Raw genomic sequence first — 23112 nt, forward strand, 5'->3', positions numbered from 1 at the left:
ATGTTAAACTCGACGAACTACGATGTTGTCGTAATCGGCGGAGGACCAGCGGGGCTGGTCTGCGCGCTATTAATGGCAAGAGCAGGAGAAAAAGTGGTATTGGTCGATCGGCCTTTCCCCTCTTCTAGTGATTCAGTTGCTAACAAATTAACAGAAAATAACCGTGAAAAGGTCGGTGAATCCATGCCTGCAGCAACCAATCGATTGTTGCAAAAATTGGATCTGCCTTTGTTAACTCACCCCAACCACGACGTTATCGCTGGTAGTGAATCCAATTGGGCAAATTACTATGAACAACAGGACTTTATTCATCATTTGCAAGGGGGTGATTGGCGTTTAGACAGAGTTAAATTTGAAGATGATTTACGGCTTGTAGTACAAGAGCAATCGGTTGATCTTTGCTATGAACGTCTAATAAACATCGATAAGCACGATGGTCAGTGGTGTATTAAGACCGATCAGAATAATGCTTTCTATACGAATTTTGTTATTGATGCCAGCGGTCGTAGTGGTGTTCTGTCCAAGCGGCTATCTTTAACCAAGGAAAAAAGCCCGGCTTTGGTGGCGCTTTGGGCAGCGATGCCGATAGATGACGCTCAGTATCAGAAAATAACCACCAATACCTTAATAGAAAGTCAAGACGATGGCTGGTGGTACGCGGCACGATTGCCCACGAAAAAAGTTTTGGCGATTTATCACACTAGTGCAAGCCGAGCCGCTGATTTAATGAAACAGCCCCATCAATGGTTAGAGTCGCTACAGAAAACCGACATCATGGCCAACAGACTGCCTTTAACACAGTTTGTTGATTTTGTTTTAAAAGCCAATACGGCTCGCAGTAGTCGTTTAATGACACCTTATGGTGACGGTTGGGCGGCTTGTGGTGACGCCGCGATAAGCTTCGACCCTATCTCTTCTCAAGGTATTTATAACGCCATGGCCAGTGCAGGGATGTTGTGTAAAGCCTTGCAGCAAGAAGATCGTCAAAACGCGTTGGAGGAGTATGGCCGTCGCTTAGAGAGTGTGGCGACGATATATCAGCAAAAACGCCAACAATATTATCAACAAGCCTACCGCCATCACCAAACGGATTTTTGGCAAGCTCAACTGAATATAAACGCTTAACAATCGCTCTTTTTCAGTTGAACTTCAGGTTATGAGCTCTGTAAGAGGTTCTCTATTGCTAACCTGGCTGCCTGATCAGTCCTTCATCAAGTACATGCTCCGTTTTCACTTCAATCTGGTTGGCATAAGCTAATAGGGTGGCTTCGCGTTCAATCCATTGATCAAACTGTTGTGTTGTTAATGAAAGGGATAGCAGCTTTTCACTGACCCTGTCGAATGCAACGTCTCCATTGTCATCTAGGCAGCCCCATTGTTGTGCGACTTTTTGAAAGGCTGGTCTTATCCAGGGTGTAAACTCAACGCCTATGGAATCGGCATGTTCTAAGGCGCGGCTTCTGAGTTTTGCGGCAAAGAAATCGGTTTCTGTTATAGGATTGGGTGCAAGAGGTGCTGGCAAATCGACCTGAATTCGCGTTGGCCGAGTGCTGGCCACGTCATTAATCAGTGTTTGCCAAGCGTCATTTTCATGCAGGGCATAGGCAACGTTTTTTGCAGGCAAAGTCGCCAGATCAAGGGTGGACACTTTTTCTAGTAATTCGATAGCGTCGTCGGTTTTTAGCGAGCGACTGTCCGTTTGTAAAAAGTGCGATAACCGATCCACTTGGGCTTTTGAAAAGCCCTCTGTTGCCGGCAAACTGTTTTCAGTTGAGGTGTTTTTAGCGAATTGCAAGAGAGCCTGTTGAGAACGGTTTGGGTACCATAACGCTTTTAATGCCGAGGTGAGGAAACGGGCTTGAGACGAGGTGATGATAGTGTGCTCGCACGCTCGGGTTAGATCATAGCGTAAATCGGCCATGGCGCGTGAGACCGCCATATAACCTAACTCTTTTGGCCCGTGAGTCAGCGCAACTTCGTCATCGTCTTCCCATTGGCCGTTGGCGTAATTTTCAAAAATACGGCCCACACCGACCATGCCAAGAGTATGCAATTCTGAAGCTCTTAACGCGCCCATGCTAGAGCTACCGTATACGTGAATGCCAATAGACATAGCGTATAAAATCTCTTTGTGCCAAACGGCAGGCACACTTTCAAAAAAACCGTCAATCAGAAGAATGACCTGAGGTTTATCTCGGGTAGCAAGATAAAGGTCTCCTTGTTTTGCTGGTGGACGAACGTCCGCATTTGGTAAAAACGCCAATACTTGCTCTTGGCGAATCGAAGGGCCTGCAAACACAATAATACTCATAGGTTAGCCTCCTGTTGTTTGTTTGCCTGTTCCGTCGTATTTGATGTGTCGGTTGGGGTCTGTTGTTTTATTTTTTCAGCAAAATCCCGTGCGCGTTTCCCGAATACGTACCCCGGCACATCATGAATGCCTTCTAAGCCTGGGGCGATGACTCGCACAACGGGGATGTTGAACTCAGGCTTGGTTAAATCAATCATCAAAGGACAGGGAAGGCCTTTACTGTCTAATGCATCAATCAAAACCGCTAAGTCTTCTTCAATCGAATCCTGCTCCCAACTGCAAATGTTATTGAAATCTATGTAGGAAGGTGTATCCATTAACTCAGTACGAATATTTTTTTGATATGTGAGATTTTGTCGAGATTGATACTGTTTAAGGCTGGCGTCATCACGCGAACCTGATATTAAGGTTAAGCGAGTCTGTACCGCTTCGGTAATGGCGCGCATAATGGCGACATGTTTATCCAGATGAGTACCAGAGCCTGACATTGCGTAAAGGGGGCGATGTTGACTTTCATTTTTATTAATAATAGTAGCAACAAATGTGGGTATATTAAGATCAGACGTGATATTCCATACACCGAGCATAACATCTGCGTTTCTTATCGTCTGAATCAAGGACAGAATGGTTGTGTCTTTGATACTTGATAAATCGACTTTCTGTCTGTCCTGACGTTTCTTTGGTGTTAATGACCAAAGTGCCATCGCATCTCGTTCGATTACCTCGCATAAAGCGTGACTGGTGGCTTCCTCTCGTGTATTGCCAGAGGCCAAACCATTGGTGCTGAGTTGAAAGCAACCACTTCCTTGAGGTAGAGGCAGTGTGAAATCGCAATGGACTAAATCATAGGGAACGTACTGTTTTTCGTTTGATTGCAGCACTCTGCTCGCCTCTATCCATAAGCGACGTGCATGAGGGTCAAATGGAATGACATCCATAGTGGGTAAAGGCTCTAACTCAGTTACTGAATGTGTCTGTGATAATTCAACATAATTGATTAGACGTACGGGTAAGTCTATGTGTTCGGCATGATAGGTCTCTATGGCTTCCATCGCGGCGGAAGCTTTAGCGGCCTCTAAAGAGATGCCTTTTCCTTGAGAAACGGCAACCGCTTTGGCGTTTGGCCGACAGGCGGTGATAACAGGAATACCAATGTCGTCAAGCCCGGTGACATTGGCTAAGCGAGTAATGCCCATGGCCGATAAATGGGGCAAAATTCGATCCAGTGTCTCTTGAGGAGATACTGTACGGTGTGTACCAGTACGATAGCTTTTCATGGCATGGTCCCAAAAAATAGAGAGGATATTAAGATCCTCGGTCTGTATGGTTAACGGCTATTTTCCTAAGTAGTTATTTTAATAATGTATCTCTACGTTATTATTTTTTTGATGCTATTATTGAGTGCACGAATACAGTCTTAAAAATAGAAATGCTTATTTAGAAACACGAGAATGATTGCATATCGAGATTGGCTTCATAATTTGCATAAGATTGGAGCGAACTGGGTAAAATTGGTTCTTCACCAACTGTCTTTATAGTAGGTGGGCGTATATTAAATTTTTCACAAAAAAGCGGTAAATCACTCTGGCTAAATTGAGCTCCAAGAGACAGAATTCTTATTGTCTGCCCTTCGCCTACATTATTAGGGAAATTGTATAAACTTGCCAATTCTTTGGGAGAATAACTGTCTTTATCGCATTCCGTCATGAGGTGATCCATTTTGTTAACCTTCCTTAACGTGTTTTTCCATATAAATACAGGTTTTAATATGAGAAGTACTCGATGTCATAACATTTAAATTAAGAAACAAACACACTCTCTCTTATTTAAGTTGTAAATTCAAGAGTGGAAAGGGGTTTATACTTAGTGACCCGTATAAATTAGAATGTTCTTACATGCGGGCGAATTTTGCATGTGATACAAGTAATAAAAAATAGTAATTATCACTAAGTACTCTAAAAAAGAACAGACATCTCAGGAATGGTTTCTTAAAGATATTGTCTGCATGATTCATATAATCTAAATAACAAAACTCAGGGGAGCGATGAAAATTGATTAAGTGTATTGCAATCTCTTGCATTTACATTTTAAAAGTGCTGGTTAAGGCCCCTAAAAGGTTAGAGGCCTTCAAAGAGCGTATTATTTGAATGTTTTAAGGTTTGCTACATAACATGTAACGGGCATTGCCCCCACATTAATTGATGGTTGAAGAGCATTATCTAAATAGTCTGACCCTAGGTCATTTGGATTAATTGAGCCCGCTTGTACTTGAGCTTCTCCGTAATAGTTCTTCAAGTATGTCATAGTGTCAAACTCTATTGACTTATTGTTTTCTTCAGTAAATATATGGTCTGCTAACTCAGACGCAGAAATGTAACTTACACTGTAACTATAGCATTCAGTATTCGAATGTGTTTTATCTGGTTCTTGGAAGAAAGCTATATATAAGTTATCGTCTGCAGGAACCTCACTTAGTTGGTGTTTTTTGTCTTCTGGTATTGGGCGTGAACCGTTCGATACTGGACTAAGGTTAGTAATAGGTGTGTCAGCCTCAGAGTTGTGTGCCCCAGAGACTTTAATCATATTTAATCGGCTCATATCAAGTTGACGCAAGTCAATAAAATAGCCTGTTGCAGGCGTCCCTAACTCTGTGTCACTCTTAAAAGACTTAATTTCTCCATTAGCTTCTTCAAGATTCCATGGCAGTACTTTTGTTACTGCAGGGCCAAGTAAGTTAAGAGGGTAAACTCCGTTCTCGTCAAGAAAAAATCGTTTTACAAACTCACCATCAACCGAAACCGATTCAATGATACGAGATGGCTCTGCGTATAATTTTCTTGGTAAATAAACAATTCTACCATCTGAAAGTAGAACATAAATATCATTCATTGATTCAACTGCTTGCCCAGCATATAAACTTGTCATAGTTTTTCCCTTATTTTCATTAGATATAGTTGTGTTGCAATGATGCTTTAGTGAGTTTTTCTATTAATAAATACACCTCATCAGACGTGTTTTTTTTGGTTAATTTAATTAATAGTTCTTTTATTTTTTCAGGTAAAGGTTCTTGTCTATTATCTAGCAAAATGTTTGATATTTTACATACTTCAGGTGAGTTTTCCTTTGAAAATTCATGGTCTTTATTGCATAAAGAAATTGCATGAAGGTGAGATATCCATAGGAATGGGAACTCAAAGCGAGAAGAAATATTACTCCATGCCAGTAGGGATTTTTTTAAATACTCTCCAGATGATTTATAGTCCCCTTGTGAAAAATAAAACCAAGATATGTTGGCTAGGGAAACGGCAGCATAATCATCCATATTAGTTTCTATAGAAAGCGCCAACGATTGTTCAGAAAATTTCTTTGAAGAATCGAACTCTCTCATTAAGCGATAATTAACAGCAAGATAGGCACAGCATCTCGTTTGTAATACTTTATCATGAAACTGTTCTGCCAGTTTCAATGCTGACAAAATTTTAGAGGGTGCTTCTTTAAATTGTTTGGCTCGGGTTAATGTGAATCCCAAAGCGAAAAGAGAGTGCGCATAAAGACTGGAGTCTTCACATAACGATGAATATTTTACTGCTTTTTTTGCAATGTTAATTTCATTACTATCTAAATTAAATCTTTTTTTCCTGAACTGTATGTGTAATTTATCATCGTAATATTTTGCAATTTGCTTATTATCGCCAATTTTTTCAATAACCGGTTCAACTTCCGATAAAATGGGCTCCATTGATTTTGTATTCCCTAACCAATAATGAACATACAGAACCGCGCTTTGTATGTCTAGCCACACTTTCCACCAAGAAGATTGGGTCGGCGTTTCGGAATGGGGGGATTTTAACAACGAGTCGTTGGCACTTTCATAATGAAACAAAGCATCGTCATGCTGGTGTACGACTTCGTATGTTTTACCAAGCGCAATTTGGTTAATGGCTTGTCGCTCATAGTCTTTGTCGTCTTGAAGCATGCCGATCAGGTCAGGGAAATAACGGCGTGCGTTTTCATGTTGCCCGTCTCTACTTAGGCTAGAGGCCAACCCTTCTAATATGTTTTTCAGTAAGGGGCGATCGTACGTAGCCGATTCATCTGCTTCATAGGATAGCAACGCTTTTTGGTAAAGGTTTATGGCGTCATTCACGGCAAAGGTTAAATTGGCTTCGGTGGCCGCTTTATAGTACCAATGGCTTGCCTGAGCATGTTGCAATGCTTTTTCGTAATGTTGTGCCAATTCACTGGCGATAAAACGGTCATGGGTGTCGGCGGTGGTCACAATGGCCGCGGCAATTTGCTCATGCAGTGCAGGCCTTGACTGGCTGTCAATGCTGTCGTAACTGGCATCTCGAACTAATGCATGCTTAAAAATGTAGCGATCACCGGCCACATGCCGCTGTTGAATAATAAGCTGGTTTTCAATCAGTTCAGATAAATCATTCTGCACTTGCAGTTCACTAAAATGAGAGGCCGTGACCAGTCTGTCGTAGTCAAACTGTCTCCCGATAGTGGCGGCAAGTTGCAGTGTATCTTTTGCGTAAATGAGCCCATCAACTTTTTGTTGGATCGACTCTCGTAAACTTTTCGGTATGCTGTCAATGTGTTCAGGATCAACAAATTCGATGGTTTTGTTGTGCGGGTTGCTGTTATTTGGCCTGCTATTGTCCGTAGCGCTATTTTGGGTAGAAACGTGCACCAGGTTTTGACGTTTTAACATGGATACCAGCTCTTCAATAAAGAGTGGTATGCCATCGGTACGGCTTATTAACGTAGACATGACTTGCGTGGAGACGTCCACCCCGTCAAAGAGTTCAGAAATAAAGGCTTGTGTGTCCTCTAGTGTGAGCGGCTCAAGAAGCAGTGCGTCGATAGGATGGTGTTGTAACCTAGCAGGAATTGTCTGGCGGGACGTGGTGACAATGGCTGGTTTGAACGCACGGCGATCGGTGTCGAGGGTGCTTGTTGTGCTATTGTCTTCCATCAAATAGGCGATGAAGTCTAATGTTGTCGGGTCAGCCCAGTGTATGTCTTCAAAAATATAGAGGGCATTTTGGGCATTATGGTGGCTATTTTTCGGCTGCGTGATGGATAATAGGTAGGCTAGGCCTTCAAAAAGCAGTGATTTTTGTACCTTGGTATCCAGTGTTGATAGCTTCAGTGTCTCAAGGTCGTCAATGCTTAGCCACGCCGCTAATATGGTCGTTATGTCAGATTGGCTGCCAATAAACGTCCCTTTATTAATCAGCGATTCCAGCTGAACACCTTGCTTTTCTTCTTTATTAAATACCGTGTTAAGTAAGCTTTTTACAAGGGAGATGACTGGGTATAAGGCGTTATTAATGTATTCCGGTAAAGATTGAAAAATGGTCTGAGAACGAGAAGACTCTAAGCGTCTAAATTCATGAATTAAACGAGACTTACCAATACCGGCTTCGCCGTAAAGGTGAAGGGATTTTTTAGGCCATGCGGTTGAGGCGTGTTCTGCGTTATCGTCCTGAACCATGGTTTCGGCTAACGCGTTTCGTAAACTCGCTAATTCTTGTGTGCGGCCAATTAAGTCGCTGGAATTTCTAGTGCCACGTATAAAGCCAAAGGCCTCGATTATTCGTTCGGCTTTGAGTTTTACGTTTGGTATCTGAGCTTTTTTATGTTTTTCTGTCGCATCGTCAAATTGGTAATAGGGCGCTAGAATCGCCTTAGTATCCAGTGAGCAAAGAATGCTTTTATTGTTTCCTAAATACGCTAAGTCCGTTGCGCAATGATTCGCAAACCCATCTGGAACCTGACTACCGCGTTTTAATAACATGTCGCTGTGGATGCCAATATTCAGTTCAAACGCGCAGCCATGGAGAGCGTTCATCATTGGCTGTTGCTTGTTTGCCAAACTGATAATGTCTAACGCTGTACGTGCGGCTAAGCGGGCATCATGATCGCTGGCTGTGGGGTGTCCAAAATAAAATAATGTCATGTCACTTAAGTTGCCGACATGGAAGCCCCCATATCGTCTTGCTATATCAATGCATTGACTACGAGTGGCATGGAAAAACGTTTCAATAACACTTAAATTTGAGTGCGCTTCTTCTAATCCTTTGACTCGCATTCTAAGGGCTAGAGTCGTTATTTGCTTTCTTTCGGTGATCTGGCTGGTATCCACTGGAATGAAACTTGGATCATCTTTTCTAAGAACCAATGTGGCGTCGGTATTATCATGCTCAGAGTCGAATGTACTCGATGGTTTTTTTGCGCTGATGGGCAAAATTAAGCCAACGAGATTGCTGATCACTAATTGATCTAACTGGCGGTAAAGTTCTTCCGCGCTGCTAACTCGCTCACTGGCATTTTTGCGCAATACGGTTTGTAACAAGTGACCTAGCGGGTGCGACAATAAAGTAGAAGGGATTGGGACGGCGGTATCGCTTAAATGTTTGTGATAGGTTTCAGCCGCACTGGAGCCGTAGATGGCCGGCTCGCCTGTTAGACATTCGAGAAAAACTAACCCCCATAAGTAGAGGTCCGAGCTAAATGTGGCCAGCTCGCCGCGTAACTGCTCTGGTGAGCAATAGGTTGGTGTACCAATAGACTCTTGTGTCATGGTCAACATTTGGTAGTCTTCAGCTCTTTGACCAAGCGTGAGCGTACTGATACCAAAATCGAGTAATTTAACGTGTGCTTTGACCCCTGATAAGGAGAGCATAATGTTCGATGGTTTTATATCTCGATGAATAATGCCTTGTTTATGGGCATGAACCAGCGCATCGAGCACCTGCAGCATGATGTGATAGGTTTCTTCAACATCGAGTGCGCCTTTTAGTTTTATGTATTCGTTGAGAGAGGTTCCATCAACGAATTCAAATACACTGAAAACATTGGTGTTATTAACGCTGCCCTTATCGAGTAAGCGAACAATATTTGGATGAGAGAGTTGGCAAACAAAATCACATTCTCTTTCAAAACGCGCTATTTGACGTTGTCTGTCCTTGTCGTCAGCGTGTTTTTCTAAATGAAGAAACTTGATGGCGACACTTTGATTTGTCTTTTGGTGTGTTGCGTGATAAACAACACCAAACCCTCCTTGGCCAATTTGCCGCTCTAACGTATATTCATCTGATTGAAATTGTTGAGCAATGTTTGTATGGTCTGGTGTTGTTAGTTCTGACATGGTATCAATGGCAACCTATATTTGCTTCTTGTTTATTCCCTTTCTTAATGATTATTTTTGACGCATTCAGCCTTACTTCACCGTCCTTGAGTTGAACTAATTGACATGCATCAAAGCCACTAAAGCTGATACTGTCTCTTAGGCGAGTGCGTAATCTATGCAGTCTAATGCGAGCATTATCTGGCTCTATGCCTAATTCTTTAGAAAGGTCATTTAAATTGATCCAGCCTTGATTGTTTTCTGCATAACCTTGCGATCGATCATCAATGGATTTACGTGCTAGGCATAACATAAGATAGAGTTGGCTCTGAATTCGAGTTCCTTCAATGACAGAGGTTTGAATTGAATCATGGATTGATAACTTAACTTCTTCTTCGTCATCAGATACCTCTAAACGAAACTCCAAATCATCTAAGGATTGAGCGATTGGTCTGTTTTGAACTGTTTTATATTCTATATGATTATATTGCAAGCAATATGGGCGACCTTCTATGTTGACTATTTCGCTGTCTTGAAGGCAGAGATTGTGCTGGTTATCAATAAGGTGCCATTGATCATTTTTATAATGCATGGTGCATTTGTCAGAGATGAAGGTCATGGGCTTTTGTAAATAGATAGGAGAATAATTTTTTTGAATATTCACCATCATATCGCAGGGCTCGTTGCTGTTGATCATGGTGAAACTTTCACCTGTCTTTGAAGAAAACACAATCACATCGTTCTCTTTCAGCGGATAAATTTGTGCCTTTATAAGTTTATGTTCATTAACCCAAATGCCATTGGTGCTCTTGTCTTCAATAAACCAGCTGTTGTCTTTCCAAAAGATAATCGCATGGATACGTGAAATATCACTACGAGTTAGGTGAGTGTGGCAGTTATCTGCGCGCCCGAAGGTATGATAGGTTCGTAGGTGGACGTTATGTCCTGAAGATGATTGCAGAGCGCCACTTTTGGTGGGCCGTTTAGATACGTGATAAGACTCCAAGAATGGCATGCTAGTGTTATTTGCATGAGATGATGCTTCAAAGCTCTTTACATTTGGCATAATGACAGATCCTTTTGATATCTATTTAAACACGATAAAATTATGGATTTCCGTAGTTGAAAAGGCTAATCTCACCGTATTATTACGCAGCGCTAACTTTAGCTACAGGTTTATGTTTTTATATAGCACTAATCATTTCTAGTTTCTAGTATCAAACCCTGCTTGTCTACCGCTTTTAATATTAAAAAATAATTTTTTGCTTTTATACTGATTTGGTTGAATTGTGTACGCTAGTGTAATGGCATTCTATTGAAATTGTGTTACAAGGAATGGTTAAATAGAGGGTTGTTTAACGAGTCTAGAGCATGAGTATTTGGTCATTACTTGCGACGATTATTCTGATTTTTTCAAGATTTTTTGTTTATCAATAAAGTCAATTTGTTGAGGTTTCAAGTAAGATTTTGCATAGTCAAGATAGACCTCAGATTCAATAAAGAAATAAAACGTTTCTTTATCAATGTGTTGGTTTTTTACCATAGAGGCTAATATTCCTAAGCTTTCTGAGAGGGTTTTGGCTTCTTTATAAGGACGGTCAGCCGAGGTGAGTGCTTCAAAGACATCGGCGATCGTCATTATTTTCTCAGCAACGCTTAATTCCCCCGCTTTTAATCGTCTTGGGTAGCCTTTTCCGTCCACACGCTCGTGGTGATTGCCTGCAATATCTGGCACTCTTTTTAAATCGTCTGGTAAGGGCAAGGTGGACAGCATTCTAATGGTTTGAACGCTGTGGTCGTTAATCGTAAAACGTTGTTCGGTGGTAAGCGTGCCATGTTTCACGGAGAGATTATAAAGTTCACCTAAGTTATTTTCGTATTCAGGCAGTTCCATATCAAACCCCCAGACATTGTTAGGGTTGTCTTTTTCTACAGGAGGGCGTTTCTCATTCCATAAAATAAGATGTTCCGGTTTATCATCCAGCAGTTTTTCTAAAGCGGGCAAACGTTCAACGTTCATGGGTAATCTTTCTTTTTCAGCTCTCGAAAGTCCCATCGATGCATCGAAGTGACGCCACCATGTTTTTTGTGAGATTGTTTTCAGGCGCTCTATGCCATCTTTTGAAAAGTTTTCGCTGCCTATATTGGCTTGGGATATAAATTCGAAATCTTGTTTTAATTGATCTTGAGTTTGGTTTTTCTTTTTCAGAAGATGGGCTTCATTCTGATGGTCTAACCGACCTTTTAAATACTCTATTTCTGCGTCTCTCCAGAGAACGTCGAATCGAGTGCGTATTTCATGAATACGATTATAGAGCGCCTCTAATTTTGTCGATTTGTCTACTATGTGTTCCGGGGTAATGATTTTGCCACAATCATGCAGCCATGCGCCTATGTGGAACTCTCTTTTTTCTTGTTTGGACATTTTGAAGCGTTTGTAAGGGCCTGCTTCTGTTTTCTCTGCGGCGTTTATCATCATTTCCGCCAGTGTTGGGACTCTTTTACAATGGTTACCCGTATGATGTGATTTTTCATCTACAGCATCGGCGAGTAGTTTTACAATAGAATCAATAAATGTGTTTTGAGATTCGATGTTGTTTCGTGTTTCTATGGCCGTTCCAACGGCCCCAGATACTTCCTGCACAAAACGCTGAAAGGAATCATCCCGTAGCATGTGTTTTTTGTCTAATAAGACTAATACGCCAAGCAGTTTATCTTGGCGATCTAACAGCGGGATAATAAAGAGAGACGCTTTATCTTCTTGGTTAAAAATTAGCCTAAATTCATCTTGAATGTCTTTATTCTCGAGGCTTTTACAGCGGATCATCTGCTGTAAAAGGCTCGTATTATGTGTGGTGGTTAAGGCAAATTCAGTGGCTTCTTTGCTTCGAAGGTAAACCGCGCCCCCTTTGCATTCTGTAATGGATACCAAATGAGACAGTACTTTTGCTAACATTTTTTCTAAATCTGGGTCTCTTGCTAACTCTTTTGAAATAGATTGAAACTCTCTAATAGTAGACGCCATTTTTTGAGTTGATTTCGCCAGTGTATTTACTTCTTTAATAAAGGAATTTACGGCGATAGTATGACTGAAATCGAAATTTCCTAAGGCATTCACCTCGTTAGCTAAACGTTTCAAAGGCCTTGAAATGAGGAGCCCAAGAATCCAGCCAAAGAGGAGTAATACAAGAATGACAATCAAGGACACTTTGATCTGAGTGATTAAATGACGGTTGGATTTTTCAAATAAGTCTGCTTCTTTTACTGCAAAGAGGAGAGACAGAGGCGTTGCTTGGTTTTTATCAATATCAATTTTTATTCCGAACCAAGTATTATTGTTATCGTTTAAACGTATAAGTGTGTTAAAGGGTTGTTTATGATCGGCTAAAAAACTGAGTGCCGGTTGTTGTAGTTCATCTAATTTAGCCAGTCTTAAGCCATCATTATCTGATTTAATTAAGTCCTTGGTGATTGGGTAGCCAATCACATTATTCTCAGGGTCAGTAAGCGCAATAACAGTGTGTTCCGATGGTTGTAAAGATTGCATAATGGATGAAAAATCTTTTATTGAGGCGTCTAACCCAACCACCGAACGTGTTTTGTTGTTTTTTAACGCGACGGTTATGCCGGCTTCTTGAGTGGTGAAAAACACATAAGGTGTTGTAACGACGATGTCTTCTGAGCGTTGAGCTTTTTGAAACCAAGGGCGTAATCTTGGGTCGTATTGATAATCTTTAGGATGTCTTGTTTCTATTAATACCAAGTTTTCATCATAGAATAACCAGTTAGGTTCTGCTGTTGAATGGCCGGTGTTATTTTCAATACTTTGCAGTAAAAAAGACGCTCTTGAAGGCGCATTTAACTGGCTTTTTGCTTTAGGCTTCAAATGCCGTAACAAGAAAAAGTCACCGTTCTCATAGCCAACATACACTGAGCTCAGTATTGGCAAGCTTTTTAAGACCGTAAAGAGCACAGGCAGTCTGTCTAATCGTTGTTCAAGTGTGTCGAGAGTGGTTATTGGATCAAGCTCAAGCAGTTGAATTGTGTTTTGGATCGGGTGTGTTACTTGCTCTAATTGAAGGTTGATTGTTTTAGCCACATGCTTTGCACTGTCTTCAACATGTGAAACCAGTACATCTCGATTGCTAAAAAAAGATTGAGTCGTTAGAAAAACAGCCAGCATTAACATGCATAAAACGATAACAGAGCTTACTAACAACTGAACGCTAATACCTTTTGTGGCATTTTTCATGCTAATCCTTTTAGAGCTAAGATTTTTAAATTATCTTAGCTCTCTTTTCATATTTTTTAAAAGGATTAATTAGTCATTTATTTCATTTCTATTCTTGTTAGGGAAACTATAACGCAAGTGCCTGATCAAGCTTGCTTGTTTTTCTGCTTTTTAATTTCAATTGAAATAATTTTAAGAAGCGATTTTCTTTCAATGTAATTACAAGATATTAATCTCGATGACGCTACAGGTAAACGCCAGCGTTGAATTTCTCTTTTAAGCTCTTTGGTGGTGAGATGTGGGTTTTCTTTACAATAGGCTTCAATAAAGGTGTGAATAATCAGTTTTCTAAAGAGAATAATGACTATTTTTAAGTAAAGGGGAATGTTGTTTGCGATCGAGGAAACTTGGAATTGAATAATAGCCAGTGTTAAATCGGCTATTTTGGGCCCTCGTGCTACGCCGCCCCAATCAATTATGTGCAAATTATTCTCCGCTATCATGATATTTCCAAAATGAAAATCACCATGGCAGAGGTCGTTGCCATCTTCTAGAGTCGATAAATAATTAATGATCATCTTCTTTTCTGATGGGGTTAATAAAATAGTTTGATTTATCCTATCGGCTAGTTGCTCCTTAAAAGACGCTAAACCCATGGTGCTAAGTTGGTGAACACTTTCGAAGAGTTGGGCGGAACATTTTACATGTGTTATTAATTTAAATGGAGATTTAGACACGTCTTCAATTAGTGTGAGCCCACGTATTTTTTGGAAAATAATGCCTTGTTGAGACCCCACTTTAACCAGGTCATAAACGGCCGGAGTACGAATACCCAGTTTATTTATTTCGTGAGAAGCATCAAATTCATATTGAGCGACTTTAGGGTCTATATGTTTATGGAAAAGTTTTAAAACATAATTTTTTCGATATTCATATACATTTGCGCAATGCCCCGATCCAATGACTTTACCAAAATGCATCATGATTGCCCCTCAATCCTTTGAGATTATGTTTTTTCAAAAGAAAGTAATGTTTTTCGTTTTAGATGTCAAATATAGAATTGTTTTGATTGTGATTTAAAAGTTATAACGATATTATTTTTTATTATTGACAGAGATAGGATTAATAATTAACCTATTTGAACGTTAAATTTACAAGGACGTAAAGATAATGATGTACAACACTCATAAATCGCTTTTACCTACTGTTAAAGATGTAAATGAACTCTCCTTTTGGCAAGCATTAGGAGTGTCTTCTATGCTGGTATCTTGTCATGTCGATTATTCTAAAATGATGGTGCTGGATCTATTCGAACTAATCAATAAGTCTATTAAAAACCAAGAACTCATTTTGTTTTTTAATCATGAGAATAAGCCTACTTTTATGGCCGTTTACTCTACTTTATTAAGTGATTGGGATGCTTCTATTATGATAAAAAGTAATAGTGATGATGTCATATTATTTGAAAATATTATTTCACCTTTTTCCTCTCCAATACATTGTTATCGATTCCTTAAGTTTTACTGTCAGAAAAACTCAATTCCATCAATGCAAGCCTATGTTTTGGCGTTAGAAAAAAAATCTGTTAGAAAAATTTGGTAATGTAAATAATATTAATCGGATGATAAAAGGTGAATCAATGGATTTTGAAACGTCGCTAGGAATGTGTGTGTGGTTATTATCTCAGTCTGAATACCATAAGAAATGGAGTATAAGAAATCTTGACTCTGAAATAGTCTCTCCTTTACTACATAATCAATTGAAAATTTATTTTGATGAGAGCCAAAACCCTATTGGCTTGGCTTCATGGGCATGGATAGGCGAAAAACAGAAAAACAGAATTTTACAAGATAAAGGGACTTTAGCGTTTGATGAATGGCAATCTGGAGAGTTCTTATTGTTTCATGATTATATTGCGCCTTGGGGCCATGCTAAGGCGATTCTAAAAGATTTAAGGACTCATGTTTTTCCGAATGAGACCGCCTTTAGCTTAGGTAGAAATATGGATGGCTCAATTCGTAAGGTATATCAGTGGAAAGGCGTCAATGTGAATAAGAAAATATTTTAAAGAAAAAAGCACTAAAATTTAGAAGGTTTTTCCTTCTAGGAGCCGCGCAGCTAATACATGAATGTTAGCTGACTATTCAAACGTGAAAAACTGTAGAAAGGAGTTCTATTTATGTCACGTATTTATAAAAAAACCAGCAATGCTAGTTCATCACTTTTATCCGGTATCGCATTTGGAGGCGGAGGTGGTGGAGGAGGTGGCGGTATTTATACGAAACGAAGTTGGAGCGGAGTGTCTAGCGAAGAAAAAGCCGCCGCTTGTGCGGCAGGAGCTACGGCAGGCTCTCTTTTGTCTACTTATTCTCCACATCCAGTAGGTAAAGCTGTTGGAATCGCGATCTCAGCAGGAACCGCCTATATCTGCACGGACGACTAAATATTATTTTTAAGTAATATTTATAACAGAAGTGTTACGCTTTTAAAGTGCGTAACACATCAACTAAAATATAATTCGAAACTAAGATCTCCTTAAAATGATAAAACATACAGTATCACTTTTAATTATTTTAATTATATCTTCATATTTTATATTCTCATCTGATCTAGATAAGATATTTAAGTTTTTACTAATGCTTGTTGTATTTGTTTGTCATTATTGTTGTGGATCAGAATACAGAAAAAAATAATTTGATTTTGTTAATAAGATGTTTTGTTTTAGATGGTTGGTAATATAATTAAAACCAATTTTTAATGACTAGAAAAGATGTCAATTTACATAGTACGATATTTTAAATAATATAAACGTATTAAAATTTAGAAGGCTTTTCCTTCTAATAACAGCGCAGCTAATACATGAATGTTAGCTGACTATTCAAACGTGAAAAACTGTAGAAAGGAGTTCTATTTATGTCACGTATTTATAAAAAAACCAGCAATGCAAGTTCATCACTTTTATCCGGTATCGCATTTGGAGGCGGTGGAGGCGGTGGTGGTAATAATGGCGCGCGGCGCTCTGTTCAAGCTCGTCGTGAAGCTCAATATGGAAATACATGGAGTGATTCAACATGTGATACTTTAGGTGATACAAACGCGGTATCAGGTACCGTTTCATTTGTGTCTGGTGTTACTCCTGGAGGTCAAGCTGTATCATTAGCTGCCGGTTTAGTCTCGGCAGCAGGAACAGCGATCCAATATAATAACTGTGACTAGAGAAAACACCCTATATTAAATTTGATATAGGGTGTTTTATAGGATGTTAGATGACTAGAACTCAAAGAGCTATAATTCCTGGTATGTTAGCCTCTTTTTGGCTTGGTAAAACGAATCCAGAATTCATTGATGGTGTTGTTATCGTGTTAATCTTGATAATAATAGCTTCTATTAATATTTATTTTGAAAATAAATATTAATAGAAGGAGGGCTTTATATGTTAATAATGTATCTATTTATTTTATGGTTTTAGTTTAAAATATATGAGAATTAAAAATTTAAAATGTTATAGAGATGGTTCGAAAGTTATACTGCCAATCACTGTGATTTTGAAAATGTAAATAAAACGATATTTTAAATAATATAAACGTATTACAATTTAGAAGGCTTTTCCTTCTAATAACAGTGCAGCTAATACATGAATGTTAGCTGACTATTCAAACGTGAAAAACTGTAGAAAGGAGTTCTATTTATGTCACGTATTTATAAAAAAACCAGCAATGCACGTTCATCACTTTTATCCGGTATCGCATTTGGTGTGGTGGTGGTGGTGGTGGTGGTGGTGGTGGTGGTAGTTTTTGGAGTGAACCTGATACTATTTGCACTGGCGCTGCGAACGTGGCTGCTTATGGTTTTACAACATCGGCGACAACAGTCGCTACTATTGGCGGCGGACTAATCGCAGGTCCTGTAGGAGCGACATTAGCAGGTACGACAACAGGCTTGGCCACTCAAGCATTATCAGGTGATATCTATAATGCAGTTTATAATGACTGCATGGGTGCTTTTGAGGATTAAAAATAAAAGAGCATGGTGTAAAAGCCATGCTTTTTGGATTGTGTAATTATGAAATTATTTTTTCTTATCTTTCTTGTAATGATTTTTATAAAGTCATGTTTTTTGTTTATTTTTTATGATGGGTTTATTAAATTAGAAAGCATAATTCATCTTCTTGTTCTTTCAGTTTTAATTTCATTTTTTATAACTAGAGCTAGAAAATAAGTTTTATTTATTTATTTATTTATTCGGGCGTTGATCTGTTTTTATGCATCGTTGGTCTTATAGGACTTGCTATTCATAACAGTTTTCTTTGGTTTATATGCTCATTCAGAAATGATTTTGAGTAGTTCACTAAAATTAAGGGTTTTGTAAAATATCAACAGCTAGGACGCATGGAGGCGCCTATGACTAATCACTACGCTAACAGAGTACCAAGAAGAATTCCTGCATTGGTCAAAGAAGATTTTCTTAACCAACTAGATCAATCTTTGAGCGATCTTGGTATTAACGCTCGCTTAGGTCTGTTGTTATCTGCCAATATTATTGATAACCATATTGCGACTACTATCGTGATGAAAACGCTGGAGCAATATAATGACGTTGACTATCAATGGATGGATTTCAGTGCTCTTTTTAAGTCTGGCCTTCCGAAAGAAGCGCAGATCATTCTTTTATCAAAGAATGGTGATACGTTTCTACTGAGTCGGGGAGAAGGTGATAACTTTATTCTACGTACGTTTTTTCATCTCGATCAAGAGGTGTTCCGTCACCAAGACACACTATCGAATTTGATGAAAGACTTTAATATAGTGGCCCAGGCTTTGGTTATAAAAAGTGCTTGTACATCACCAAAAAAAGAAAACAAAAGTCCTCAAAACTACACTTATCATCATTTCTTTCGCCATAAAAAAACCATTCTAAGTATCATTGGTTCGGCTGTTTTTATGGCGTTATTGGGTGTCGCAACGCCACTAGGCTTCCAAACCTTTACCGATAAAATATTGCCTTATTCGGCAACCGGTTCGTTGTATGTTGTGGCGACCTTTTTATTATTATCCGCTATCGCATCAAGTGTTTTTAAATGCTTCCATGATTTTCAAGAAAATGTCTTGTTTGCTAAATATCAGAACGGGTTAGGGAAAGACGTTTTTAATCGTTTATTGGGCATGGAGGTTGCTTATTTTGACCAGCATAAAGTTGGCGATTTAACTAAATTAGTGGATCAGGTAAAAGAAGCGTCTAACTTTTTAATCCGACAAGCTTTGGCGTCTGTTGTTTCGGTTATCTCTTTGGTTATTGTGCTGCCTATTTTGTTTATTTACAGTGCTAAGTTGACGGGAATAGTACTGATTATTGGAGTGTTAATGGCGTTTACTATTGGCGTTGCACTTAAGCCAATTCGTAACAGAGTGATGCAAGCGTATGGTTACGATGCTGGTTTTCAATCAACTTTAATTGAGACTCTAAAGGGGATGAAAACCATAAAATCTTTATCGAATGAATCGCATTTTCGTAATAGAGCCAATATCTCTTTGGAGACCAATTTGTATGGGGGCTTTAATGTTGCAAGACTAAGTAATGTTGTAAGTGCATTGGTTAACTTTCAAAGCCAACTCATTACTATTTCGGTGATTTTCTTTGGTGCACAAGCTGTATTTTCTAATGAACTGACCATAGGCCAATTGATTGCTTTTAATATGTTGGCAAATAATGTGGTGAATCCATTGGTTGCTTTGGTGATGACCGCAAGCGGTTGGGAAAATTTTAAGCTGGCCAATAATAAATTGAATGAACTGCATACTCAGACGTCTTCAGAAAGACCATTGTATTCAGACAAGATCGATTTGAATGGTGATATAGAATTTGATGATGTTTGGTTTTGTTATCCTAAGCTAGAATCAGAAAGCACAGACCTAAAAGAAGAAAAGTATGTATTGAAAGGCGTCAGTTTTTGTATCTCCCAAGGTGACATCATGGGTATTGTTGGAAGCAGTGGCTCTGGTAAATCCACAGTGGCGGCCTTGCTAATGGGGTTTTATAAACCAACGAAAGGGAAGATTAAAATTAATGGTTTTGATATCAGCTTGCTAACTCCTGAGTTATTGCGATCTCATATTTCTTCAGTTCAGCAAACCAGTTTTTTATTTAATGCCTCAGTAATTGAAAACATTCACCTTGGTCGATTGGGCTCTTCTGTAGAGGATATTCAAGGTGCATTAAAAGGCGCTGGGGCGGAAGACTTTGTCGACACTATGCCGCATAAAATGTATACGAAACTGTCAGAGGACGGTGATAATCTATCAGGAGGCCAAAGACAGAGACTTGCCATTGCTAGAGCGTTGGTGAGACAAGCCGATATTTTGCTGTTCGATGAAGCGACTAGCGCACTAGATAATCAGACGGAAGATAGAATAAAAGAGACGATTTATAAGGCGTGCCGAAACAAAACGGCATTAATCATTGCCCATCGTTTAAATACCTTATCTTACTGCGATAAACTGATTGTGATGACTCAAGGTCGTGTTGAGATAATAGGAACACATGAAGATTTGATTCAAACTGAAAACAGTTACAGCAAAATGTGGTCGTCTCTCTCTAGCCGAACAGATGAGAAGAGGGCGCTGAACAATACATTACCTAAACAAGGATGTTTAAGTAAGGCACTTAAGGAAGAGAATCAAGCGCATGCGATACAGTTTTAGAGAGATACATACCCTCAATATTTTGAGTGATAACCCTATATACAGCCAATATTTTAGGACGCCTAATGATCTGAAAGTCATGGTATGGATAATTCTACTTTGTTTTTTGGTGGCCACTGTAGGTGCGTTTTTGTTCACGGTTGATAAGATTGTGCCTGCACGAGGGATTATTGACACCAAATCTGAATTGTTTGACGTTCGCAATACCGAACCTGGTTTTATTGAAAAAATGTTTGTGAGGGAAGGCGATCTAGTCAACATGGGTCAAGTATTAATTCAATTCGATACCGAATTCATTGACCTTGAAATAAATAGCTTACAGCAACAAAAGGACAATTTATCCAGAAATATATGGAGCGATTTTTTTCAAATAAAAAAATTAATTGATACTCAGACAAAGACAACACTGAGTCTTTCTTTGGAGAAGATTCCCAATCCTATTAATCAATTAGGTTACGGAGAGTATTTGTCAAAACCATTTCTCGATACTAAAGCGGTTAATGACGAGCGTCAGCGTAATTTAGTCGAGCAAGTACGGTCTGGTCAGCGCCAACAGGACAATATTCGCGCTCGAATAGTGTTACAACAAAAAGAAAGGCAAAGAATAAAGCGTTTGTATATAGATGGTATTGAAAGTCTATCCAGTCTTGATCAAGTTGAAGCCAATGTGTTGTCATTGCAAGCGCAATATGAAAGTAACCTTGATAAGGTTCAGTCTTTAGAGGCCGAAATTCAACAGTTAGAAAAACAACAAACTCAAGCGCAAAGCGAATACGTATTGGATCGGTTGATCCGTATACACGATCAGTTGGATAACTTTCATCGAATTGAATTTGAGTTATCGTCAAAGCAACGTACCAAAACAGACCTTAAGGTAACATCGCCGATTGATGGAACCATTGATGCTTTAATGGTTCAAGGTGACAACGAGCGAATACCAGAGACAACAACACTGCTTTCTATACGACCACGCTACTCTGAACAAGATTTAGAAATAGATATTCAAATTCCGGCAAGTTATGCCATTTGGGTGAATCCCGGCATGGTTTTTCGAGCTAGCTCCCTAGGGAACAATCCTGATGATCATGGTTATATCTTAGGAGAAATTACATTTATTGCGGCGTCTTCGCAAATTGACGAGTCATCGAGTGAAAGGGTTTATCGAATGAAAGGGAAAATTTCGGAAATAAAAGCGCTAAGAGTCGATTCTAAGGAGACATTATTACGTCCTGGAAGCGCCTTAACTGTTGACATTCGTGCTGGTGAAAGGCGTTTAATCAATTATATTTTTGATCCTTTTACTAAGTATCTACGGACAGCCCTAAGTGAACCATCATGAATCGTTTAGTCATCGTTGTTTTATGGTTTTTCTCTGTTGAGTGCTTCGCTGAACAAGTATTAAATTTAAAGCACTATCTGGATCTTCATCTTAAGCAAAATCATCGGTTAACAGCACTGTTAATACAGCAACCCAGTCAATCTTTAGCTTTACAAATCGGTCGAGAGTATTGGAAGCCCAGTGTATCGGCTGTTGCCGCAGTGGAAGAGCAACGATCAAGTAGTTTGGCTGATCAAATGTCTTTCCATCAATTCAGTGCGGGTATTGAGAGCCAGTGGGTATCGGATATTGGTACACAGGTCACACTGAATATAAGCCAATTGAATGGTGAAGGTCTGGGTAAAGAGGTTTTATTTAAACAGCAAAGTGCACAAAAATTGACAGCGACCATTACTCAGCCTTTATTAAAGCATAACCGTGTGCGTTATCAGCATATTGAGCAGAGATTAGCTGAAAACCAATGGTTGCAATTTATTAATTCGCAAAACCAAGTGAAATTGAATGTGTATCGTGATGCTTTATCTGGTTTTTTAGATTATCAAATTGCTTATGAGAATTGGGCTCTTCAATCGGCTTTATTGACCAGCATAAAGAAGACCGAAATGTTAGTCGAAAAAATGTATGAAGTCGAGAAAGCGACACTGTACGAGCGCCAGCAAGCGCGTCTTCAACGTCTGACTCAAGAGGCTGAGGTGAACAGTGCATTTTCTCAATTGGCTGTTTCTCAAAGTGCCGCTTATCTTGAAGTACGGTCAAATGAAACATTGTTACTTCAGCCTTTTTCTTTAACGGAATTTATTCGCTTAATGATTGACTCGGCGAGCGTTCCTTTGCGGTTAGATGAACATCCTGATTACTTAGCATTAAGACTAATGTATGAGTCGTCAAGTTTGGCGTATCAGAAAGAAGAAGACGCCTTAAAGGCTAATCTGGATGTTTTTTATCAAATTCAAAAGACGCATTATCAAACGTCCATGAATGAAAAAGAGGAGGTTTTTGGGTTGCGGTTTTCTTATTTATTAACCAATAAGAGTGTTCAGCTGCAACGGTCTTCGTTGAAAGCCAAAGTCGAGAGTGCGGAATTGGAACAGCAATTAGCCTTGCACAAAATGACTGTGCTATATGATGGCTATGTAAAAAACAGTCAAAGTCTAGCCAAGCAAGTGGGTGCATTGGCCAATCAAGTCGAGTTGGCGAAAACGGGTCTAGAGCAACAAAGGCGACGTTATCAAGTTGGTAAGGCCAGTTACTTTTCATTAGAAGAGGTGCAAAAGGAGTTGATTGATCAACAAATTGAATGGTTAGGTAAGCAAAAGAACTTAATTGAGTCGTTAATTCTAGTGTCCTACTACACTCAGTTTGATATTAGAAATGCCCTATAAATGTGTTTATTTA

General features: G+C 39.3%; 18 protein-coding genes. 10 read left to right on the forward strand and 8 right to left on the reverse strand.

The genetic code is table 11. From position 1 onward, the window contains the following. Positions 1-1125: a tryptophan 7-halogenase gene (locus IEZ33_RS05630; RefSeq protein ID WP_191602717.1), complete on the forward strand. Its 1125-nt coding sequence runs from the start codon at positions 1-3 to the stop codon at positions 1123-1125. A 58-nt stretch (positions 1126-1183) separates the two neighbouring features. On the opposite strand, the gene IEZ33_RS05635 is transcribed toward IEZ33_RS05630, so the two are convergent. The 8 genes from IEZ33_RS05635 to IEZ33_RS05670 form a co-directional block, all read right to left on the reverse strand. Then, positions 1184-2311, reverse strand: coding sequence for a TfuA-like protein (locus tag IEZ33_RS05635; RefSeq protein ID WP_191602718.1), 1128 nt, complete (start codon positions 2309-2311; stop codon positions 1184-1186). Continuing rightward, on the reverse strand, positions 2308-3588 hold the full coding sequence (locus IEZ33_RS05640) for a YcaO-like family protein (RefSeq protein WP_191602719.1): 1281 nt from the start codon (positions 3586-3588) through the stop codon (positions 2308-2310). Before IEZ33_RS05640 ends, IEZ33_RS05635 begins: the two co-directional genes overlap by 4 nt. Before the next feature lie 160 nt (positions 3589-3748). Continuing rightward, positions 3749-4018: a hypothetical protein gene (locus IEZ33_RS05645; protein ID WP_191602720.1), complete on the reverse strand. Its 270-nt coding sequence runs from the start codon at positions 4016-4018 to the stop codon at positions 3749-3751. Between the two features lie 432 nt (positions 4019-4450). Further along, the gene (locus IEZ33_RS05650) at positions 4451-5236 is read right to left on the reverse strand and encodes a hypothetical protein (RefSeq protein WP_191602721.1); all 786 of its coding nucleotides are present in this window, start codon (positions 5234-5236) and stop codon (positions 4451-4453) included. 19 nt (positions 5237-5255) lie between these two features. After that, positions 5256-9470, reverse strand: a complete 4215-nt coding sequence (locus tag IEZ33_RS05655; protein WP_191602722.1) for a protein kinase domain-containing protein — start codon at positions 9468-9470, stop codon at positions 5256-5258. Positions 9471-9474: 4 nt separating this feature from the next. After that, positions 9475-10515: an FHA domain-containing protein gene (locus IEZ33_RS05660; protein WP_191602723.1), complete on the reverse strand. Its 1041-nt coding sequence runs from the start codon at positions 10513-10515 to the stop codon at positions 9475-9477. A 333-nt stretch (positions 10516-10848) separates the two neighbouring features. Beyond that, the gene (locus tag IEZ33_RS05665; RefSeq protein WP_191602724.1) at positions 10849-13701 is read right to left on the reverse strand and encodes an HD domain-containing phosphohydrolase; all 2853 of its coding nucleotides are present in this window, start codon (positions 13699-13701) and stop codon (positions 10849-10851) included. Between the two features lie 125 nt (positions 13702-13826). Continuing rightward, the gene (locus IEZ33_RS05670; protein WP_191602725.1) at positions 13827-14663 is read right to left on the reverse strand and encodes an aminoglycoside phosphotransferase family protein; all 837 of its coding nucleotides are present in this window, start codon (positions 14661-14663) and stop codon (positions 13827-13829) included. Positions 14664-14850: 187 nt separating this feature from the next. On the opposite strand from IEZ33_RS05670, the gene IEZ33_RS05675 reads away from it, so the two are divergent. From IEZ33_RS05675 to IEZ33_RS05715, 9 genes are all read left to right on the forward strand, one after another. Continuing rightward, entirely contained in the window at positions 14851-15282 is a 432-nt protein-coding gene (locus IEZ33_RS05675) for a hypothetical protein (RefSeq protein ID WP_191602726.1), read from the forward strand. A 37-nt stretch (positions 15283-15319) separates the two neighbouring features. Further along, on the forward strand, positions 15320-15748 hold the full coding sequence (locus IEZ33_RS05680; RefSeq protein ID WP_191602727.1) for a toxin-activating lysine-acyltransferase: 429 nt from the start codon (positions 15320-15322) through the stop codon (positions 15746-15748). A gap of 111 nt (positions 15749-15859) precedes the next feature. Next, positions 15860-16123, forward strand: coding sequence for a hypothetical protein (locus IEZ33_RS05685; protein WP_191602728.1), 264 nt, complete (start codon positions 15860-15862; stop codon positions 16121-16123). Between the two features lie 470 nt (positions 16124-16593). Continuing rightward, positions 16594-16896: a hypothetical protein gene (locus IEZ33_RS05690; RefSeq protein WP_191602729.1), complete on the forward strand. Its 303-nt coding sequence runs from the start codon at positions 16594-16596 to the stop codon at positions 16894-16896. Between the two features lie 50 nt (positions 16897-16946). Continuing rightward, a complete protein-coding gene (locus IEZ33_RS05695) occupies positions 16947-17096 on the forward strand; it encodes a hypothetical protein (RefSeq protein WP_191602730.1) in 150 nt (49 codons plus the stop codon). A 272-nt stretch (positions 17097-17368) separates the two neighbouring features. Further along, positions 17369-17575 carry a hypothetical protein gene (locus tag IEZ33_RS05700; RefSeq protein ID WP_191602731.1) on the forward strand — a complete coding sequence of 69 codons (207 nt, stop codon included), beginning with the start codon at positions 17369-17371 and terminating at the stop codon, positions 17573-17575. Positions 17576-18080: 505 nt separating this feature from the next. Beyond that, positions 18081-20378, forward strand: a complete 2298-nt coding sequence (locus tag IEZ33_RS05705) for a peptidase domain-containing ABC transporter (RefSeq protein WP_191602732.1) — start codon at positions 18081-18083, stop codon at positions 20376-20378. After that, entirely contained in the window at positions 20362-21717 is a 1356-nt protein-coding gene (locus tag IEZ33_RS05710; RefSeq protein WP_191602733.1) for a putative HlyD family type I secretion protein, read from the forward strand. The genes IEZ33_RS05705 and IEZ33_RS05710 overlap by 17 nt, the downstream gene beginning before the upstream one ends. Then, complete coding sequence (locus IEZ33_RS05715) at positions 21714-23099, forward strand: TolC family protein (RefSeq protein ID WP_191602734.1); 1386 nt, start codon at positions 21714-21716, stop codon at positions 23097-23099. The genes IEZ33_RS05710 and IEZ33_RS05715 overlap by 4 nt, the downstream gene beginning before the upstream one ends. The last annotated feature ends 13 nt before the right edge of the window (positions 23100-23112 follow it).

Origin of the sequence: Marinomonas algicola, from assembly GCF_014805825.1 — a bacterium.
Taxonomy (GTDB): Bacteria; Pseudomonadota; Gammaproteobacteria; order Pseudomonadales; family Marinomonadaceae; genus Marinomonas; species Marinomonas algicola.